The sequence below is a fragment of the Agromyces cerinus genome, from assembly GCF_016907835.1.
Taxonomy (GTDB): domain Bacteria; phylum Actinomycetota; class Actinomycetes; order Actinomycetales; family Microbacteriaceae; genus Agromyces; species Agromyces nitratus.
Map to the genome: position 1 here is coordinate 1,383,919 of NZ_JAFBCT010000001.1, position 19,751 is coordinate 1,403,669.

General features: G+C 71.1%; 17 protein-coding genes and 1 tRNA gene. 11 read left to right on the forward strand and 7 right to left on the reverse strand.

The features are described from left to right. The first annotated feature begins 92 nt into the window (after positions 1-92). A complete protein-coding gene (locus JOE59_RS06325; protein ID WP_204459412.1) occupies positions 93-1,187 on the forward strand; it encodes a VIT1/CCC1 transporter family protein in 1,095 nt (364 codons plus the stop codon). A gap of 7 nt (positions 1,188-1,194) precedes the next feature. After that, positions 1,195-1,947 (forward strand): SDR family oxidoreductase, encoded by a 753-nt coding sequence (locus JOE59_RS06330; RefSeq protein WP_204459413.1) that lies wholly within the window; start codon positions 1,195-1,197, stop codon positions 1,945-1,947. Positions 1,948-2,055: 108 nt separating this feature from the next. Here JOE59_RS06330 and JOE59_RS06335 read toward each other — a convergent pair whose 3' ends face one another. From JOE59_RS06335 to JOE59_RS06360, 6 genes are all read right to left on the reverse strand, one after another. Next, positions 2,056-2,934, reverse strand: coding sequence for a DUF3097 domain-containing protein (locus JOE59_RS06335; RefSeq protein ID WP_204459414.1), 879 nt, complete (start codon positions 2,932-2,934; stop codon positions 2,056-2,058). A gap of 101 nt (positions 2,935-3,035) precedes the next feature. Then, positions 3,036-4,214, reverse strand: a complete 1,179-nt coding sequence (locus JOE59_RS06340; RefSeq protein ID WP_204459415.1) for an MFS transporter — start codon at positions 4,212-4,214, stop codon at positions 3,036-3,038. 117 nt (positions 4,215-4,331) lie between these two features. Further along, a complete protein-coding gene (locus tag JOE59_RS06345) occupies positions 4,332-7,766 on the reverse strand; it encodes an error-prone DNA polymerase (RefSeq protein WP_204459416.1) in 3,435 nt (1,144 codons plus the stop codon). Positions 7,767-7,812: 46 nt separating this feature from the next. Then, positions 7,813-9,414, reverse strand: coding sequence for a DNA polymerase Y family protein (locus tag JOE59_RS06350; protein ID WP_204459417.1), 1,602 nt, complete (start codon positions 9,412-9,414; stop codon positions 7,813-7,815). Then, positions 9,414-10,148, reverse strand: a complete 735-nt coding sequence (gene imuA', locus JOE59_RS06355) for a DnaE2-dependent mutagenesis accessory factor ImuA' (protein ID WP_204459418.1) — start codon at positions 10,146-10,148, stop codon at positions 9,414-9,416. The genes JOE59_RS06350 and imuA' overlap by 1 nt, the downstream gene beginning before the upstream one ends. A 203-nt stretch (positions 10,149-10,351) precedes the next feature. Continuing rightward, positions 10,352-10,435, reverse strand: a tRNA-Leu gene (locus JOE59_RS06360). 113 nt (positions 10,436-10,548) lie between these two features. Here JOE59_RS06360 and JOE59_RS06365 point away from each other — a divergent pair. Together JOE59_RS06365 and JOE59_RS06370 are read left to right on the forward strand one after the other, a co-directional pair. After that, positions 10,549-11,874 carry a M20/M25/M40 family metallo-hydrolase gene (locus JOE59_RS06365; protein ID WP_204459419.1) on the forward strand — a complete coding sequence of 442 codons (1,326 nt, stop codon included), beginning with the start codon at positions 10,549-10,551 and terminating at the stop codon, positions 11,872-11,874. 154 nt (positions 11,875-12,028) lie between these two features. Next, the gene (locus tag JOE59_RS06370) at positions 12,029-12,856 is read left to right on the forward strand and encodes an undecaprenyl-diphosphate phosphatase (protein WP_204459420.1); all 828 of its coding nucleotides are present in this window, start codon (positions 12,029-12,031) and stop codon (positions 12,854-12,856) included. Positions 12,857-12,874: 18 nt separating this feature from the next. Here JOE59_RS06370 and JOE59_RS06375 read toward each other — a convergent pair whose 3' ends face one another. Beyond that, positions 12,875-13,789 carry a PAC2 family protein gene (locus JOE59_RS06375; protein ID WP_307836974.1) on the reverse strand — a complete coding sequence of 305 codons (915 nt, stop codon included), beginning with the start codon at positions 13,787-13,789 and terminating at the stop codon, positions 12,875-12,877. Between the two features lie 75 nt (positions 13,790-13,864). Here JOE59_RS06375 and JOE59_RS06380 point away from each other — a divergent pair, with 75 nt between their 5' ends. Genes JOE59_RS06380 through tatC form a run of 7 tightly spaced genes read left to right on the forward strand, consistent with a single transcriptional unit; the run spans position 13,865 to position 19,751 of the window. Next, entirely contained in the window at positions 13,865-14,539 is a 675-nt protein-coding gene (locus JOE59_RS06380; RefSeq protein WP_307836975.1) for an HAD family hydrolase, read from the forward strand. After that, on the forward strand, positions 14,536-15,606 hold the full coding sequence (locus JOE59_RS06385) for a tRNA (adenine-N1)-methyltransferase (protein WP_204459421.1): 1,071 nt from the start codon (positions 14,536-14,538) through the stop codon (positions 15,604-15,606). The genes JOE59_RS06380 and JOE59_RS06385 overlap by 4 nt, the downstream gene beginning before the upstream one ends. A 42-nt stretch (positions 15,607-15,648) precedes the next feature. After that, the gene (locus JOE59_RS06390) at positions 15,649-16,587 is read left to right on the forward strand and encodes an FKBP-type peptidyl-prolyl cis-trans isomerase (protein WP_204459422.1); all 939 of its coding nucleotides are present in this window, start codon (positions 15,649-15,651) and stop codon (positions 16,585-16,587) included. Between the two features lie 50 nt (positions 16,588-16,637). Next, positions 16,638-17,681 carry a helix-turn-helix transcriptional regulator gene (locus JOE59_RS06395; RefSeq protein WP_307836976.1) on the forward strand — a complete coding sequence of 348 codons (1,044 nt, stop codon included), beginning with the start codon at positions 16,638-16,640 and terminating at the stop codon, positions 17,679-17,681. Further along, complete coding sequence (locus JOE59_RS06400; protein ID WP_239560122.1) at positions 17,678-18,700, forward strand: helix-turn-helix transcriptional regulator; 1,023 nt, start codon at positions 17,678-17,680, stop codon at positions 18,698-18,700. The genes JOE59_RS06395 and JOE59_RS06400 overlap by 4 nt, the downstream gene beginning before the upstream one ends. A gap of 38 nt (positions 18,701-18,738) precedes the next feature. Continuing rightward, complete coding sequence (gene tatA, locus JOE59_RS06405) at positions 18,739-18,948, forward strand: twin-arginine translocase TatA/TatE family subunit (RefSeq protein WP_074259078.1); 210 nt, start codon at positions 18,739-18,741, stop codon at positions 18,946-18,948. A 50-nt stretch (positions 18,949-18,998) separates the two neighbouring features. After that, positions 18,999-19,751 (forward strand): twin-arginine translocase subunit TatC, encoded by a 753-nt coding sequence (gene tatC / locus JOE59_RS06410; RefSeq protein ID WP_204463282.1) that lies wholly within the window; start codon positions 18,999-19,001, stop codon positions 19,749-19,751.

A 19,751-nucleotide genomic window follows, 5' to 3' on the forward strand; every position in this document is an offset into this window, starting at 1 on the left:
GCGTGGCTGAGGCCGTTCGAACGGCCGCATGCGATGACGCGGGACCAGCTCGGATCGCAGGCAGACGAGCGCCCGCGATGGACGGGAGCACGATGAACCACGTACAGCCGGCGGGCACGGCCGCCGACCGCGCGAGATGGCGGCGCTACCTCGCCGACGAACGGGCAGAGGCCGCCGTCTACCGTGAGCTCGCAGCCCGCCGTGACGGCGAGGAGCGCGACATCCTGCTCGCGCTTGCCGCAGCCGAGGGCCGTCATGAAGCGCACTGGCTCGCCCTGCTCGGCGGCGACGACAGCGGCATGCCTCGCGCCGATGTGCGCACCCGCCTGCTCGGGGCGCTCGCCCGCCGATTCGGCTCGATCTTCGTGCTCGCGCTCGCGCAGCGCGCCGAGGCCCGTTCCCCGTACGCCACCGACCCCGACGCCACCCCGGCGATGGCGGCCGACGAGCGCATCCACGGCGAGGTCGTGCGCGGGCTTGCCTCCCGCGGTCGCCGCCGCCTCGCCGGTACCTTCCGCGCCGCCGTGTTCGGCGCCAACGACGGACTCGTCTCGAATCTCGCGCTCGTGCTCGGCATCGGCGCGACGGGCGTGCCCGCGGCGGTCGTGCTCTTCACCGGCATCGCGGGCCTCCTCGCCGGCGCCCTGTCGATGGGTGCGGGGGAGTACGTGTCGGTGCGGTCGCAACGCGAGCTGCTTGAGGCATCCGCCCCCGACCCCTCAGCCCGCGAGGCGCTGCCCGACCTCGACATCGACGCCAACGAGCTCGCGCTCGTCTACCGTGCGCGCGGCATGGAGCAGCAGGAGGCCGTCGATCACGCGGCGCTCGTCGTCGCCCGCGTGCACGCCGCCGAGCAGCTGCAGGCGCCGACTGACGCGCTCAGCGTCGTCGAGCACGACGACGAGGCCGTCGGCACCGGCCTCTCCGCCGCGATCTCGAGCTTCTGCTTCTTCGCCTCGGGCGCGCTGATCCCCGTGCTGCCGTACCTCTTCGGCATGACGGGGCTCCCGGCGATCCTGACGGCGACGGTACTCGTGAGCATCGCCCTGCTCGCGACCGGCGCGATCGTCGGCCTGCTCTCGGGCGCATCGCCGCTGAAGCGTGCGCTCCGCCAGCTCGGCATCGGCCTCGGCGCCGCGGCGGTCACGTACGTCCTCGGCCTCGCCTTCGGCACCACGATCGTCTAGGAGCGTCATGACCAGACCCGTCGCGCTGCTCACCGGCGCCGGCCGCAGCAACGGCATCGCCTGGGCGATCGCCACCACGCTCGCCGCCGACGGCTGGGACGTCGCGTTCAGCCACTTCGGCGACTACGACCGTCGGATGCCGCTGGGCGGCGACCCCGATCGCGATCCTGCAGCACTCGTGGCCGAGCTCCAGGGTCTCGGTGCGCGCACCATCGCCCTCGACGCCGACCTCGCCGACCCGTCGGTGCCCGCACGGCTCGTGGCCGAGGCATCCGCTGCTCTGGGGCCGATCAGCGCCCTCGTGCTCTCGCATGCCGAGAGTGTGGACTCCGGAATCCTCGACACCACCATCGAGAGCTTCGACCGGCACTTCGCGGTCAATTCCCGCGCGTCATGGCTGCTGCTGCGGGCCTTCGCCGCCCAGGTGCCGAGCGAGGGAGGCCGCGTCGTCGCGCTCACGAGCGACCACGTCGTCGGCAACGTGCCCTACGGCGCGAGCAAGGGCGCACTCGACCGCATCATGATCGCGGCGGGCCGAGAACTCGCGTCGCTCGGCATCACCGTGAACCTCGTGAACCCGGGGCCAGTCGACACCGGCTGGATGGACGACGAGACGCGCACGGCGCTCACCACCATGCAGCCGAGCGGCCGGCTCGGCACGCCCGACGACGCCGCACGCCTCGTGCGCTTCCTCGTCTCCGACGAGGCCCGCTGGGTGACGGGCCAGCTGATCATGAGCGACGGCGGCTTCTCGATCTGACCGACTCGGGTCCTGCCGCGGGAGGACCTGATCGGCGGCGGAGGCCCCGAGCTGCGCAGCATGCGGGGTACTCGTGCACGCATCGGGTACTCGCGCGCCGGCGGCTGGTCAGCCGGCGGGTGCGGTCACGAAGTCGATGAGCTCTTCGACCCGGCCGAGCAGGGCGGGCTCGAGGTCGCCGTAGCCGCGCACCCGGCCGAGGATGTGCTGCCAGGCCCGCGCGATGTCGGCCTGCTCGGCGTGCGGCCAGCCGAACGCGTCGCAGACGCCGTGCTTCCATTCGGTGCCCCGCGGGATCACGGGCCACGCCTCCTTGCCGAGGCGGGCCGGCTTCACGCCCTGCCAGATGTCGATGAACGGATGCCCCACCACGAGCACGTTCGCACCGTACGGGCCGCGCATGACGGCGTCGGCGATGCGCTGCTCCTTCGAGCCGGGCACCAGGTGGTCGACGAGCACACCGGCCTTGCGGCCCGGGCCCGGGCGGAATTCGGCGAGCACGTCGGCGAGCACGTCGACGCCCTCGAGGTACTCGACGACGACGCCCTCGATGCGGAGGTCGGCGCCCCAGACCTTCTCGACGAGTTCGGCGTCGTGACGCCCCTCGACGAAGATGCGGCTCGGCAGCGCGACCCGAGCAGGCGAGGACTCCACGGCGAACGATCCCGAGGCCGTGCGCAGCCGCCCGGCGGGTGCCTTCGGCTTCGGCGCGACGAGCTGCACCGCCTCGCCGTCGACGAGGAAGCCGGGGCCGAGCGGGAACATGCGCTTCCCGCCCAAGCGGTCCTCGAGCACGACGATGTTCTTCTCGATGCCGATCACGGCGCCGCAGAAGCCGTTCTCGGCGAGCTCGACCACGAGGTCGCGTTCGGCCTCGACCGTCGGGATCACCTTGCGCCCGCGCGCCTTCCAGTCGCCGGAGAGCACATCGCCGCCGTACCGGTCATGGGGGTCGTCGGAGAAGGATCCAGGGGGCGTTGCAGGCACCGGTCGAGGCTAGCGGATGCCGCGGGGCGAGCCCGGCGTCGACACACGGCGTCGCTGCGAACCGGGCCGCGATCGGTCCGCCGTGCGAATCGGCGACCGCGTCAGGATGCCTCCGCCCGAACGGACTCGGCCCCGCGACGCCGGAGCGCGAGCGTCCAGGCCGCCCCGGCGATGGCCACGACCGCGCCGGCACCGAACGCCCACGGGATTCCGACCGCGTCGGCGACGAGGCCCAGAACGATCGGTCCGATTCCGAGGCCCAGGTCGATCGCCGCGCTCGCGGTGCCCGATGCCACGCCGCGCTGCGACGGCGACGCCGTCGCGAAGATCGCGGCGAAGAACGCCGGGGTGCTGAACGCGACCCCGACCGCCACGACTCCCGCGCCGACGATGAGCCCTGCAGGCGATGGCCACGAGGCCGCGACGGCGAGACCCAGACCGATCGTGACGAGCGCCGCCGCGCCGAGTGCGAGCGGCGGGAGCCGGTCGGGAACCCGCGCGAAGGCGATGCGACACACCACCACGACGCCGCCGTAGCTGAACAACGCGAGACTCGGGTTCGCGAGCCCCACCTGCACGGCGTGGAGTGAGGCGAAGGCCAGGAAGCCGCCCATCGCGACGAGCGAGGCGAGGAACCCGAGTGCGATCGGCAAGGCGGGGCGATGGATCAACCGACGGTCGGGTTCTGCGGGCGGAGCGGCCTCCCTGGTCTCGCCCACGAGAAGCGAGAGCCCGGCCGCGAGCGCTGCGAGTGCTGCGCCGCCCGCCCACGCGAACGGGTAGCCGCCGAGCGAGACGAGCGCCTGCCCGAGCGGCGGTCCGAGCGCGATGCCGAGGTAGAGTCCGAGCGAGTTGTACGACAGGGCCTCGCCGAGGCGTTCCTCGGGCGCGAGGTCGGCGAGCGCGGCGAACCCCGCCACGAAGAACGCCGCCTCGGCGACACCTGCGAGGAGCCGCAGGGCGATGACCGTGACGAGGTCGTCGGCCAGCGAGATCAGTCCGAGGCTCGTCGCCGCGATGAGCGCACCGCCCACGAGCAGTGGGAGTCGCCCGAGGGTGTCCGCGAGTCGTCCGGCGAGCGGCCGCAGGATGAGCGCCGTCAGGGCGAATGCGCCGAATGCCAGCCCCGCCCACGCCTCGTCGCCGCCGATCGGTCCGGTGACGTAGAGCGGAAGTGCGAAGATCGCGATGCCTGCGGCTGTGAAGTAGCAGAGTTCCGCGATCCCCAACGCGATGAATGCGCGCGTGAACAGTCGGTGACCCGCCGGCCGGCGGGTCACCTTCCGCCACCTCGCGTCGAATCTCGTGGAACGCAGCTGTCCACGACCTCAGGGTATTCCGCGCAGCCGCGCACGGACAGCCGCGCACGGACAGCCGCGCACGGACAGCCGCGAGGTTCAGCGGAAGTCGCGCGATCGGTGCGGCGCCGACACGGTGAGTGGCTCGAATCGATCGGCGATGAGATTGGTGACGCCCTCGTGCGAGCGTTCGAGCATGCCGCGCACGATCATGGCCGGCGCCTCGCGGGCGATGCGCCGATAGCGGTTCCACACCCCGACGCCCGCGATGACGTTCAGCGTGCCCGACTCGTCTTCGAGGTTGAGGAAGGTGATGCCGCTCGCCGTCGCGGGCCGCTGCCGGTGCGTGACGACCCCGCCCACCTCGATGCGCCGACCCGACTCCGCCTGCTGCAGCAGGTCGATGCGGATGACCCCCCGCTCGTCGAGCCGCTCGCGCACGTGCCTGATGGGGTGATCGTCGGGGGAGATGCCCGTGGCCCAGAGGTCGTAGACCACCTGTTCGGCCGGGCTCAGCATCGGCAGCAGCGGTGGTTGCACGACGACGACGGAGCCCGCGAGGTACTCCTCACGGTCGAGGGCCGCCTCGCCTGCCATCCAGAGCGCCTCGCGCCGCTCGAGTCCGAACCCGTCGAATGCTCCCGCCGCGGCGAGCGCCTCGAGTTGAGCGGCATCGAGCCCGCCGCGGCGCGAGACGTCGGCCATGTCGCGGTACGGTCCGCGGGCCTCGCGTTCGGCGACGAGCCGTTCGGCGACGGCCTGCCCGATCGAGGAGACGTCGGCGAGTCCGAGCCGCACCGCGAACGCGCCGTCGCGCCGGTGCTCTGCGCTGCGATCGGGGGCGCGACGTTCGAAGGGGCCGACGGGCGGCTGCGCGGGCTCGGCGCACGCGTCGAGACCGGTGGGCGCGCGGCATCCGTCGCCGCGACCTGAGACCGCACCGTCTGCGGCCTCGAGCCCCGCGTGCACCCCCGACCGCAGGATGTCGGGGCGCAGCACCGCCACCCCGTGCCGCCGCGCGTCGGCGGTGAGCGTCTGCGGCGAGTAGAACCCCATGGGCTGGGCGCGGAGCAGCGCCGCGAGGAACGCCGCCGGGTAGTGCAGCTTCAACCACGAGCTCGCGTAGACGAGCAGCCCGAAGCTCAGCGCATGGCTCTCGGCGAAGCCGAAGTTCGCGAAGGCCTCGATCTTCTCGTAGATCGAGTCGGCCACCTCGGGCTCGATGCCGTTCTCGGCCATGCCGGCGTAGAGCTTCGCCTTCAGCCGCTCGATCTTCTCGACCCCGCGCTTGGAGCCCATGGCGCGCCGCAGCAGGTCGGCATCCGCGGCGCTGCAGTTGCCGACCGCGACGGCCATCTGCATGAGCTGCTCCTGGAAGAGCGGCACGCCCAGCGTGCGCTCGAGCACGGGCTCGAGCTTCGGATGCAGGTAGGTGACGGTCTCTTCGCCGGTGCGCCGACGGATGTACGGATGCACCGCACCGCCCTGCACCGGACCGGGACGGATGAGCGCGATCTCGACCACGAGATCGTAGAAGCACCGGGGCTTCAGCCGGGGGAGCGTGCCCATCTGAGCCCGGCTCTCGACCTGGAACACGCCGATCGAGTCGGCGCGGCAGAGCATGTCGTAGACCGCCGCCTCTTCTTTCGGCAGGCTCGCGAGCTCCCACACCTCGCCCGTCGACTCGCGCACGAGGTCGAAGGTGTACTGCAGGGCCGCGAGCATGCCGAGGCCGAGCAGGTCGAACTTCACGAGGCCCATCCACGCGCAGTCGTCCTTGTCCCACTGCACCACGGTGCGGTGCTCTTTGCGGGCGTGCTCGATCGGCACCACCTCGCCGACGGGCCGGTCGGTCAGCACCATGCCGCCCGAGTGGATGCCGAGGTGGCGCGGAAAGGTGAGTACCTGCCCGGCGAGCTCGACGACGGCGTCGGGGATGTCGTGGTCATCGGTCTCGACCACGGCGCCCCAGCGCTCGACCTGCCGCGACCAGGCATCCTGCTGCCCGGTGGAGTAACCGAGCGCTTTCGCCATGTCGCGCACCGCGACCTTCGGCCGGTAGCTGATGACGTTCGCCACCTGCGCCGCGTTCTGCCTGCCGTACTTCGCGTAGACGTACTGGATGATCTCCTCGCGCCGGTCGGAGTCGAAGTCGACGTCGATGTCGGGCTCCTCGTCGCGGAGCGCTGAGAGGAAGCGCTCGAAGGGCAGCCGGTACCCGATCGAGTCGACCGCGGTGATGCGCAGGGCGTAGCAGACCGCCGAGTTCGCCGCCGAGCCACGACCCTGGCAGAGGATGCCGCGGCGCCGCGCCTCGGCCACGATGTCGTGCACGATCAGGAAGTAGCCCGAGAAGTCCTTCAACTCGATGACGTCGAGCTCGCGTTCGAGCCGCTCGCGCACGTGCTGCGGCACGCCGGGGTAGAGCTCTTCGGCGCCCTGCCAGACGAGTACTCGCAGCCAGCTCATCGGCGTGTGCCCCTCGGGCACCTCCTGCTTCGGCAGCTTCGGGCGGGCGCTGCGCAGCGTGAAGGCGAGGTCGTCGGCGAGCGTCACCGAGCGCGCGACGGCGCCGGGGTAGCGGGCGAACCTGGCGGCCATCTCGGCGCCGCTGCGCAGGTGCAGCTGATCGGAGGCCGGCAGCCATCCGTCGAGCTCGTCGAGGCTGCGGCGGGCCCGCACCGCGGCGAGGGCGGCCGCGAGGCGGTGCTCCGGCGGCGTCGCGTAGTGCACGGCGTTCGTCGCGAGCAGCGGCAGGCCGGCCTGCTCGGCGAGGCCGGCGAGCGCGTCGTTCGCCTCCTGATCGAAGGGGTGCCCGTGGTCGAAGAGCTCGACGACGACGTTGTCGCGCCCGAAGAGCGCGGTGAGGCGGTCGAGCTCGCGCGCCGCCGCATGCGCCCCGCCCTCGGCGAGCGCACGGCGCACGGCGCCCTTGCGGCACCCGGTCGGCACGACCCACTCGCCGTCAGCGCGTTCGGCGAGCGCTTCGAGCGAGTACACCGGTCGCCCCTTCTCGCCGCCGGCGAGCTGGGCGTCGGTGATCGCACCGGCGAGCCGGTGATAGCCCGTCTCACGCCGGGCGAGCACGAGCAGGTGCTCGCCCTCGGGGTCGGCGAAGCCGTTCTGCGGCCCCTGCAGCCCGAGCGAGAGCTCGGCGCCGAAGACCGTCTGCAGCTCGGGGAAGCTCTCGGCGGCTTCGGCGAAGTGCACGATGCCGTAGAAGCCGTCGTGGTCGGTCATGGCGAGCCCGGTGAGCCCCAGGCGCTGCGCCTCCTCGACGAGCTGCTCGGGCGACGAGGCGCCGTCGAGGAAGCTGAAGTTCGAGTGCGCGTGCAGCTCGGCGTAGGGCACGACCGGCCCGGTCGGGGCCGCGAGCCCCTCCGACGGACGGTACGGGTGCCGCTTGCGACTCCACGCGGGCGAGTCGCCGCCGTCGCCGATGGTCTTCGGCGCGCCAGGCGCACCCGGCCGGCGCTCGTCGGAGAGCTTGCGTTCGAGCTCCGACCACGGAATGCCCGGATTGTTCCACCCCATCAGTCACCCCCTCGATCTGCCTGGCTCGCTGCGGATGTCGCGGGGTTCAGTCGTACCTCGCCTCGGCCCACCAGCCCTCGTCGTCGCGCACGAGCAGCCACGCGCACCCGTCGTCGTCGACGATCTGGAAGCGGTGCACGCGCCGCGCGTGCTCGGCGTCCCACCAGCGCTCGACGACCGGCCAGGGGCCCGCCCAGGCCCGCACGGGTGCCGGTGCCGCCCCGGCGAGCGCGAAGCGTTCGGGCTTGGCCGAGATCACTCCGCGGGCGTCGATCTCGACGGCCGCGCCCCCGCCGTCGAGCAGCCCGATCGGCAGCCGCTCGCGGAACACGCTCGCCGGCGCCAGCGCGGGCAGGCTGCCGGGCCACGGTGCAGCCGCGGCCGAGCCCCCACCGGCGCGTTCGGGCGCCCGGTCGCCCCAGGGCACGAGCACCTGCCGGTCGGCGAGCATGCGACCGCCGCCGATCGCGGCCGTGACGACCGCGTCGTGGCCGAGCATGCTCTGCACGCGCGTGAGCCCGTGGTGCACGCGCTCATCGGGCCCGCCGCCCCAGAGACCCTCTTCGTGGTTGCCGGTGGAGTCGATGCGCTCGGGCACGACGCGCAGCCGCACGATCGGGCGGGTGAGCGCGCTGTCGGCGGTGCCGGCGCCCTGCAGTTGCCAGCGCACGCGGTCGACGACGTCGGCGGGGGTGAACCAGCGGGGGTGCAGCCAGCTGCGGCTCGAGTGCCCGCCCGCCTCGTCGTCGATCTCGACCCGGATGCCGGTGCACACGAGTCGCTTCGCCCGCATGCGGTCGATGAACTCGTCGGCCCGCAGCCGGAAGGCGAAGGCGAGCTGGTCGATGCGGTCGAGCGGCGGCTCGAACTCCTGCGCGACCTCGAACTCGGGCGGCGGCGTGCGGGCGAGCACTCTCGCCTGCTCCCGCCCGGCCGCACGATCGTGAGCGAAGGCACCCGCCGCGCCGAACCGGCGACGCACGTCGGCTTCGGGCAGGGCCGCGAACTCGCCGAGGGTGCGCACCCCGAGGCGGTTCAGCAGGGTGCCGATGCGAGCGTCCACGACGAGGCGCACCGGCAGCGGTGCGATGAAGGCAGCGGATGCCCCGGGCGCGACGATGCCCACGGAGGACTCGCCCGGGCCGCCCACGGCACCACCGGCGCCCGCCGCCCGAGCCGCCTGCTCGGCCGCGAACGGCCCGTCGGCGACCCCCACCCGAGCGCCCACCACGTCGAGTGCGGCGACGGTGTCGAGCAGGGCCCGCGCCGCGGCATCCTCACCGCCGTAGTACCTCGCCGGGCCGCGGGCCCGCATGGCGAGCGTGCCGGGGCGGATGAGCTGCACCCCGGGCACCGTCTCTTCGACCCGCCGCACGACCGGCTCGAAGACGCGCACATCGAGCGAGGCGTCGTAGTCGAGCAGGGCGAGCTCGGGGGAACGGTACTGCGCCTCGCGGAGCTTCAGCCCCCGCACCACGCCGTCGCGGCGCGCTGCGGCCGAGCAGGCGTAGATCTGCCCGCCCACGGTGAGGGCGACGGGTGCATCGGGATCGAGTCCCGATTCGCGGCAGGCCGCGAACACGGGCCAGTCGGGGCACCAGAGCACGATCGTGCGGGTGGGGTCGGCGTGCACGAGGTCGACCGCCATCAGACCGCCCGCCGAACGTACTCGTCGAGGCGCACCGGCTCGCCCAACGGCACCGGCTCGCCGGACGGTGCCGCCTCATCGGCCGCGACCCCGAATTCGAGTGAGCGCCCAGGCAGCCGGAGTCGCGAACGGCCTCGGCGCCCGAATTCTCCGCGCCCGCCCGCCGAGACGACGACGTCGCGGTCGCTGAGGTGCCCGTGTCCGAGTTCGAGCCCGTGCCAGTCGCTCGTCTCGACGCCGAGGCTCGCGTCGCTGCCCGGCCACTGGCCGGCCACGAGCAGCACGGTGCCGCGCTGCCTGAGCCGGGCGGTCAACCGCGACGCCTCGGCGGGGGAGACCCGGCCGACCGGCCGCACGGCGACCACGGGGATGACGTCGGCGAGCGCCGCGACCACGGCGAGCCACTGCCGCCCCGGGTCGGGCACGAGCGCGAGCCGTTCGAGGTCGATGCCGAACCGCGAGGCCGCCTCGACGCCGAACTCGGGCATGCCGGCCACCGCGACCCAACGGCCGCTCGCCGAGGGGCCGGCGAGCAGGGCCATGAGCAGGGTCGTCGACCCCTCGACCGAGACGACCGTGCCCTCGCGAAGGCTGCCGCCGGGCAGCACCTGCTCGAAGGCCGGATGCGTGGGCACCGTCTTCGACTCGAGCCGCGTCGCCTGCATGCCCCGGATGCGCGCCTGCAGCTCCTCGACGCGCGATGGCGCATCGGCCGGAGCGAGGGGAGCGGTCATGGTCATCCTCACAGTTTCGAACACATGTTCGAATACGGCAAGTCGGCAGTGCCGACCGTCCAGAACGTCGGATGACCTCGCGACAGACATCGGATGAGGGTGAAGGAACGCGAAAAAGAACATTCGCGCCGACTTCGGAAACCAGGCCCGGAAATGCGAAAAGGCCGGATCAGTAAACTGATCCGGCCTTCTCGACACAAGCGTGCGCGAGGGGGGACTTGAACCCCCACGCCCGTTAGGGCACTAGCACCTCAAGCTAGCGCGTCTGCCATTTCCGCCACCCGCGCTCGTGTCAGGCCGTTCCGATCACTCGGTGGCCCGAGAGAAGACATTAGCACGGTTTCAGAGGTGCCTTCGACCACGGTGGCCAACCACGGATGCCCCGGCTACCGTGAAGGGCATGGCCCCGTCTCCCACTGGCACCCCTTCCGATGCAGAACTCGACGAGACGGCGATCGTCGCGCGCGACCTGATCCGCTTCGACACCTCGAACTACGGCGAGGGCAGGGCCAACGGCGAGCGCGAGGCCGCCGAGTACGTCGAGGCGCGACTGGCAGCGCTCGGCCTCGCCCCGCAGCTCTTCGAACCCGAGCCGCGACGCACGAGCGTCGTCGCACGCGTGCCCGGCCGCGATTCGTCCAAGCCAGCCCTGGTCGTGCACGGCCACCTCGACGTCGTGCCGGCCGACGCCCGCAACTGGAGCGTCGACCCGTTCGCGGGCGAGGTGCGCGACGGCATGCTGTGGGGCCGCGGCGCCGTCGACATGAAGGACATGGACGCGATGATGCTGACCGCCCTCGGCGACATCATCGGCTCGGGCTCGCAGCCGGCGCGCGACCTCGTGGTCGCCTTCTTCGCCGACGAGGAGGCCGGGGGAGGCGCGGGCTCCGGATGGCTCGTCGACCACCACCCCGAGCTCTTCGAGGGCGCCACCGAGGCGATCAGCGAGGTCGGCGGCTACTCGATCACGGTCGGCGGTCGCCGCGCCTACCTGCTGCAGACCGGTGAGAAGTCGCTGCTCTGGGTGCGCCTCGTCGCGAAGGGCACCGCAGCCCACGGGTCGCGGCTCATCCGCGACAACGCCATCACGAAGCTCGCCGAGGCCATCGCGACCCTCGGCCGCACCGAGTGGCCCGTGCGGCTCACCGACACCACCCGCGAGCTCCTCGGCGAGATCGCGGGCGTGCTCGGCGTCGACCCCGAGCAGGTCTCGCCCGACGAGCTCGCCCTCGCCACGGGTTCGGCATCGGGCTTCATCACCGCGACCCTCCGCACGACGACGAACCCCACGCTCCTCACCGCGGGCTACAAGCACAACGTCATCCCCGACCGCGCCGAGGCGCTCGTCGACATCCGCACCCTGCCCGGCGAGGAGGAGGCGGTGCTCGCCGAGGTGCGTGCGCTCGTCGGCGACGAGGTCGAGGTCGAGATCGTGCACCGCGACGTGGGGCTCGAGGCTGCGACATCCGGTGCCCTCGTCGACGCCGTGAAGCACACGCTCGGCGTGCACGATCCCGGCGCCCCCGTCTTCCCGTACCTGCTCTCGGGCGGCACCGACAACAAGGCGCTCAGCCGGCTCGGCATCGCCGGCTACGGCTTCGCGCCCCTGAAGCTGCCAGAAGGCTTGGACTTCCCGGCGATGTTCCACGGTGTTGACGAGCGGGTCCCGCTCGACGCATTAGTCTTCGGTAGGCAGGTTCTCCGGGACCTCCTCCTCGACTACTGATCGAACGCGTCAGTCTTCGGGAGGCAGGTTCTGCGCGACCTCCTCCTCGACTACTGACCGAACGGGTCGGTCTTCGGCAGGCGGGTACTGCGCGACCTCCTCCTCGACTTTTGACCGAACTCAGTCCTCCTGCTTCCGCGGGGGCGGAAGGCGGATGCACCACGTGATCGAAGCGCTCATCCTCGGCCTCGTCCAAGGCCTCACCGAGTTCCTGCCGATCTCCTCGAGCGCCCACCTGCGCATCCTGGGGGAGTTCCTGCCCGGAGCGCAGGACCCGGGAGCCGCGTTCACCGCGATCACGCAGCTCGGCACCGAGACCGCGGTCGTGGTGTTCTTCTGGCGCGACATCGTGCGCATCATCTCGCACTGGTTCGGATCGTTCACCGGGCGCGTGCCGCGCAACGACCCCGACGCGCGCATGGGCTGGCTCATCATCATCGGCTCGGTGCCGATCGTCGTGCTCGGCATCCTGTTCCAGGATCAGATCGAGACGAGCCTGCGCTCGCTCTGGATCGTCGGAACGATGCTCATCGTGTTCGGCCTCATCCTCGGACTCGCCGACTGGGCGGGTGCCAAGCGCCGCAAGCTCGAAGACCTCACGGTGCCGCACGGCATCTTCTTCGGCCTCGCCCAGGCGCTCTCCCTCATTCCGGGGGTCTCGCGCTCGGGCGGCACCATCACGATGGGGCTCTTCCTGGGTTACGAGCGCGCCGCAGCGGCGCGTTACGCCTTCCTGCTCGCGATCCCCGCGGTGTTCGGCAGCGGACTCTTCCAGCTCGTGAAGAGCCTCGACGAGCCCTCGGTCTATGGGGCGATCGAGACGGCGGCCGCCACGCTCGTCGCGTTCGTCGTGGGCCTGCTCGTGATCGCGTTCTTCATGAGCTACATCTCGAAGCGCAGCTTCCTGCCGTTCGTGATCTACCGGGTGCTGCTCGGCACCACGATCCTCGTGCTGCTCGGCACGGGGGCGATCAGCGCCTGATCGCCCTGCGCTGATCGATCAGCGCGGCCCGTCGCCGCGCCCGTCGGCGCGGCCTCCGGGCTCCTCGCCACGGCGCCGGAGGTAGCGCTCGAACTCCTGTGCGATGGCCTCGCCGCTCGCCTCGGGGGCGTCGACCGCGTCGCGGGCCTGCTCGAGCTGGGTGATGTAGCCGGCCATCTCGTCGTCTTCGGCGGCCAGCGCGTCGACGCCCGCCTCCCAGGCCTTCGCGTCGACCTCGAGGCTGCCGCGGGGGATGGAGAGCCCGGTGAGCTCCTCGACCTTGCCGAGGAGGGCCAGCACCGCCTTCGGCGACGGCGCGTTGTGCACGTAGTGCGGCACCGACGCCCAGAGCGAGACCGTCGGGATGCCGACGCGCTCGGCCTGGTCGGCGATGACGCTGAGGATGCCCACGGGGCCCTCGTAGGTCGAGCGTTCGACGTTGAGCGCCGTCCGCACCTCGGGGTTCTCGCTCGAGGCGAAGACCGACAGCGGCCGGGTGTGCGGCGCGTCGGCGAGCATCGCACCCAGCAGCACGATGCCCTCGATGTCGGCAGCGAGTGCGGTGTCGATGAGTTCGGCCGCGAAGCCCTTCCAGCTGCGGGCGGGCTCGGCGCCGAGCAGCACGTGCAGGGCCTCGGCGCCGGGGCCGGTGACCTGGTCGTCGTCGTCGTCGGATGCCGGGAGGCCGCCCGGACCCATGATCGCGGCACCCGGCCACTCGAGACGGCGGGTGCCGTCGTCGCCGAGCACGATCGTGGGGCGAGTGAACTGGTAGTCGAAGTAGAGCTCGGGATCGACCGCCGCGATCTCGACGAGGCCCAGGCGCTCGACGAGGAGCTTGGCCGCCCCGGTCGCCGCCTCTCCGGCGTCGTTCCATCCTTCGAATGCGACGACGAGCAGCCTTCCGCCCTCGAAACCGGCCGGCTGATTCACTCCTGGTGCCCCGCTTTCCGCCCCGGATCTCCGGGTTCACCTCCACAATAGGCCGTGCCCGTAGACTTGTCGGTTGTGACCACTCGCCTCCCCGCCGCAGTCCTCTGGGACATGGACGGCACCCTTGTCGACACCGAGCAGTACTGGATGGCCGCAGAGACGGAGCTCATGGAGGCCTTCGGACTCCCATGGAGTCACGACGATGCGCTCGAGCTCGTGGGCAGCGGCCTCTGGGACGGTGCGGCGTACTTCCAGGCGAGGGGCGTCGACCTCGACGCCGACACCATCGTGAACCGCCTCACCGAACGCGTGCGCGAGCAGCTCGAGGAGCACGGCGTGCCGTGGCGGCCCGGGGCCCGCGAGTTGTTGCAGGCGCTGCGCGAGGCATCCGTGCCCACCGCGCTCGTGACCATGTCGGTCCGTTCGATGGCCGACGACATCGTCGCCGCCATCCCGTTCGAGGCGTTCGACCTGATCGTCTCCGGCGACAGCGTCGAGAACGCGAAGCCGCACCCCGAGCCCTATCTCACCGCCGCAGCGCAGCTCGGCGTCGACATCGTCGACTGCGTCGCCATCGAGGACTCGCCCACGGGCCTCGCCTCGGCGCACGCGTCGGGGGCGCTCGCCCTCGCCGTGCCGAACTTCATCCCGCTCGACGGCCTGCCGGCCGCGGCACTGTGGCCGACGCTCGACGGCACGACCGTCGACGACCTGGCCGCACTCCTGACGATTCGCGAGGTCACGGCATGATCGAGAGCAGAGGCGAGCAGAGCGGACCGTTCCGCGTCGGCGACCGAGTGCAGCTGACGGGGCCCAAGGGGCGCCTGCACACGATCACGCTCCTGCCGGGTCAGCACTTCCACTCGCACAAGGGGCTGCTCGCGCACGACGACCTCATCGGCCGGCCCGACGGTTCCGTCGTTGCGAACCAGGCCGGGGTCGAGTACCTGGCCCTTCGACCGCTCCTCACCGACTTCGTCATGTCGATGCCGCGCGGCGCCGCGATCGTCTACCCGAAGGACGCCGCACAGATCCTCGCACAGGCCGACATATTCCCGGGCGCACGCGTGGTCGAGGCCGGCGTCGGCTCGGGTGCGCTCTCGCTCTGGCTGCTCCGCGCCATCGGGGCGGCGGGTCACCTGTATTCCTTCGAGCGACGCGACGACTTCGCGAGCGTCGCGCGCGGCAACGTCGCCACCTTCCACGGCGCCGACCCCGAGAACTGGTCGATCACGCTCGGCGATCTGGCAGAGGTGCTGCCCGAGACGGTCGACGAGGCATCCGTCGACCGAGTCGTGCTCGACATGCTCGCGCCCTGGGAGTGCCTCGAGTCGGTCTCGGCGGCGCTGAAGCCCGGCGGAGTGCTGCTCTGCTACATCGCCACGGCCACACAGCTCTCGCGCGTCGCCGAGGCGATCCGCGCCACGGGGGAGTACACCGAGCCGCAGTCGTCCGAGACGATGGTGCGCGGCTGGCACGTGCAGGGTCTCGCCGTGCGCCCCGACCACCGCATGATCGCGCACACCGGCTTCCTCATCACCGCCCGGCGCCTCGCTCCCGACACGATCCTGCCCGAGCTGAAGCGTCGCCCGTCGAAGACCGAGTTCAGCGATGAAGACGTCGAGGCCTGGACCCCCGGTGCGCTCGGCGAGCGCAACGTGAGCGACAAGAGCCTGCGCAAGCGCGTCAGGCAGGCGGATGCCGCGGCCACCCGCTCGCGCGCCGGTGACGGGTCCGATGCCGCCTCAGTGGGCGACCCCGTCGTCTCGGCCGAGCTCGACTCGCCCGGGACGGAACCCGCCGGTCAGGGCGGGTAGGCTTTCAACGCCCCTCACCGATCACCCAAGAATCGAGGATCAGTGCGCTCGTCATTCGCGCTCATCGCCACGGCCGGCATCATCGCCCTGACGCTGTCGGGCTGCGCTTCGGCGCCCGCCCCCGAGGCGGGGTCCGGTGATTCCTCCAACGCAGTCACGGTGAAGGGCGACTTCGGCGACGCGCCGCGTGTCACGTTCCCGACGCCGCTCGCGCCCGATGAGACGCAGTGCACCGAGGTCATCGCCGGTGAGGGCGAACGTCTTCAAGAGGGCCAGATCGTGATGCTCGGCGCTTCGATCTTCAATGGCACGACCGGTGAGTTGGTGCAGTCCGTCGGCTACGACGACGATGCCGCGCCGCTCGCAGTCGGCGGCGACACCTTGGTCGCATTCACGAAGGGCTTGAGCTGCGCCCGAGAGGGATCTCGCGTCGTCGTGGTTGCGCCGTCTGAAGACGCCATCCGGCCTGCGGACGATCCCAGCGCCGCCGAGGGGGGCGACAGCCTCGTGGCAGTCTTCGACGTGCAGCGTGCCTTCCCTGCGCGCGCCGACGGCGCGGTGCGCCTCAGCCGTGACGGGTTCCCGGCCGTGGTGCTGGCGCCCGACGGGCGCCCCGGCATCACGGTACCGAAGGCCGACCCGTTCGAGACGACCGAGGTCGAGGTCCTGAAAGAGGGTTCAGGCGAGGTCGTGGAATCCGGTGACGCGGTCGTCGTGCACTACACGGGCCTGACCTGGGCTGAGAGCGACGTGCTGGAAGATTCGACCTGGCCGAAGGGAGCCCCGACCATCGTGGCCGTCACCGACGGTGAGGGCGGCCAGATGCCCGCGGGCTTCTCGGAAGCGGTCATCGGGCAGAAGGTCGGCTCGCAGGTCGCGGTCGTCGTGCCGCCGAGTGCCGGCTTCGGCGACCAGGGGAACGCCACGGTCCCGCCGGGTGCAACCCTGTTCTACGTGATCGACATCCTGGGCGTGGTCTGAGCTCGTCGAGGCGGCCCTCGCCGCCACCGCGGTTCAGTAAGATCGCACGTGTGGCGAGCGGCGGAGTGAACAAGGGCGAGTCGAAGATCCCGGTCGAAGACCGTTTGTTCAGCCTCGTGCTGGCGTTGCTCGCGACCGAGACGGGCCTCCTGAAGTCCGAGATCCTGTCGACGGTGCGCGGCTACGCCGAGCGATTCGATTCCGCCGGTCAGAATGCGAATCTCGAGCGTCAGTTCGAGCGCGACAAAGACGACATCCGCGAGCTCGGCATCCCGCTCGAGACCGTGGAATCGCCCGATCGACCGGGCGACAACCAGGCGCTCCGCTACCGCATCCCCAAGGGCCAGTACGACCTGCCCGATGAGGTGCGGTTCACGCCCGACGAACTCGCGCTGCTCGGCCTCGCCGCCGAGGTATGGCGTGAGGCGTCGCTCTCGGCGGACTCGCAGCGCGCGCTCACGAAGCTCCGTTCGCTCGGCATCGAGCCGCGTGAACCGGTGATCGGCTACGCCCCGCGGCTGCGCGTGCGCGACACGGCGTTCGAGCCGCTGCGACAGGCGCTCGATCGCCGGCAGTCGGTGCGGTTCCGCTACTTCAAGCCCGGTGAGGCCGAGCCGCGTCGGCGCACGGTCGACCCGCTCGCCGTCGTGCTCCACGACGGCCGCTGGCATCTGCATGCGTACGACCACGACGCGGCGAGCCCCCGCACCTTCCTGCTCTCGCGCATCATCGGCGACGTGACGCCCGTGCCCGGTTCGAGCTTCGAGGCGCCGCCGCTCGGCGTTCAGGACCGCATCATCGCCGAGCTGCAGGAGCTGCACGAGCGCAACGTCGCCGACCTCGCGGTCACCGGAGGCAGCGACGCCGAGGTGCGACTCGGCAAGCGCGCGATCGAGGGCGATGAAGACGCCGGGGTCATCCGCCTGCACTACACGGATGCCGCGGTGTTCGCCGACGAGCTCGCCGCCTATGGTCCCGAGGTCCGCGTGCTCGCGCCCGATGAGTTGCGCGACGCGGTGCGCGACCGGCTGCGTGCCGTCGTCGCTGCCCACCGCGACGCCGCCGGCGATGCGGCAGAGGAGGGTCGACGATGATGGCCAAGCGCTCGAAGCCGTTGAAGGCGCCCGACAAGCTCGTCTTCCTCCTCTCGTTCGTGCCGTACCTGCTCGAACAGCGCGTCGTCGACGTCGACGAGGCGGCGACCCACTTCGGGCTCACCGAAGAGGAGATCCGCCACGCCGTGCGGCTCATCGCGACGTCGGGGCTGCCCGGCGAGACCGGCACCTACCAGCCGAACGACCTCTTCGACATCGACTGGGACGCCTTCGAGGAAGACGACGTGATCGTCATCGTGCACCACGTCGCGATCGACGATGCGCCGAGACTGTCGGCACGTGAGGCGGCGGCACTCATCGCCGGCCTGCAGTACCTCTCGGCATCGCCCGAGAACGCCGGCAGGGCCTCGCTCGCCTCGCTCATGGCCAAGCTCACGGCCGGGGCATCCGCGGCACCCAGTCGCCTGGCTGTGGCAGAGACCGAAGCGGATGCCTCGCTGGCCCTGATCCGAGAGGCCGTGACGGGTGGCCGGCAGCTCGAGTTCGACTACCGCAACGCGCTCGGGGTGGCGGGGCGCCGACGTGTCGACCCGCTCCGCATCCTGTCGCAGGACGCCGACTGGTACCTGCAGGCCTACTGCCACACGCGGGAGGACGTGCGGAACTTCCGGGTCGACCGCATGAGCGAACTGCTCGTCTCCGATGCGCCGATCGAGGACCACTCCGACCGCACGGTGCCCGACACGCTCTTCCAGAGCTCGGATTCCGACCTCGACGTGGTCGTCGACGTCGCGCCCGAGACACTGCCGCTGCTCGCCGACTACCTGGCCGACGCTCGTACCGAACAGGTCGACGGGCGCCTGCGGGTGACGCTGCGCCTGGCGCACGTGCACGGGCTCAAGCGCCTCGTGGCGGGTCTTCCCGGCCTCGTGACCGTCGTGGCGCCGGCAGAGGCGCGCGCGGTGGTCGCCGAGTGGGCGGCAGCCGGTCTGGCAGGCTACGCTGAACCTGTTCCCTCCGATGCCGGGCGGCATCAGCCTGACATCGACGACAGGTAGACTGTCGTCACCCTCACCGACGAAACGGACGAACCCCCATGTGGCAAGGCTTCACTGGTTGGCACGCGCTGATCATCCTCGTGGTCATCCTCTTGCTCTTCGGAGCTCCCAAGCTTCCCGCGCTCGCCCGTAGCCTCGGCCAGTCGATGAAGATCCTCAAGACCGAGGTCCGCTCCGACAAGACCGATCCTGACGCGACCGACGAGACGCCGAAGGCCGACGCCCCGGATTCCGGCAAGAACTCCTGACCACGGTGACCGCGGTGAAAGATCGCGGTGAGAAGGACCGCGAGAAGCGGATGTCGCTCGGTCAGCATCTGATCGAGCTCCGCAAGCGCCTCTTCATCTCCGCGATCGCGATTGTGGTGGGTGCCGGTCTCGGCTGGTGGCTCACCAACGCATTCGTCTGGCAGGCGATCCAAGAGCCCGTACAGCGGGTGGCTGAAGCGCAGGGCTCCGATACGGCGATCGTCTTCCCGACGATCTCGAGCGGATTCGACCTGATGCTCCAGATCGCGTTCACCATCGGGCTCGTGATCTCGAGCCCGGTCTGGCTCTACCAGGTCTTCGCGTTCCTGGTCCCGGGGCTGAACAAGAAGGAGCGCCGCTTCACGCTGGTGTTCTTCGTGACCGCGATTCCGCTGTTCTTCGCGGGCTGTGCTGCGGGCTGGTTCGTCCTGCCCAACATCGTGAAGCTCATGACGGGATTCGTTCCGGAGGGAGCGTTGTCGTTCCTCACCGCCAAGGAGTACATCGACTTCGTGCTGAAGCTCGTCGTGGCGATCGGCGTCGCGTTCGTGGTTCCCGTATTCGTCGTGCTCCTGAACTTCGCGGGGGTCATCAGTGCGGCATCGATCATCAAGTCGTGGCGCATCGCGATCCTCGTGATCGTGCTGTTCACCGCGATCGCGACGCCGTCGGCCGATGTCATCTCGATGTTCATGCTCGCCATTCCGATGATCGTGCTCTACTTCGCGGCATGGTTCGTCGCTCACCTGCACGATCGTCGTGTCGCGCGCCGCAACCTGCTCGAATTCGGGGAGCCTGTCTAG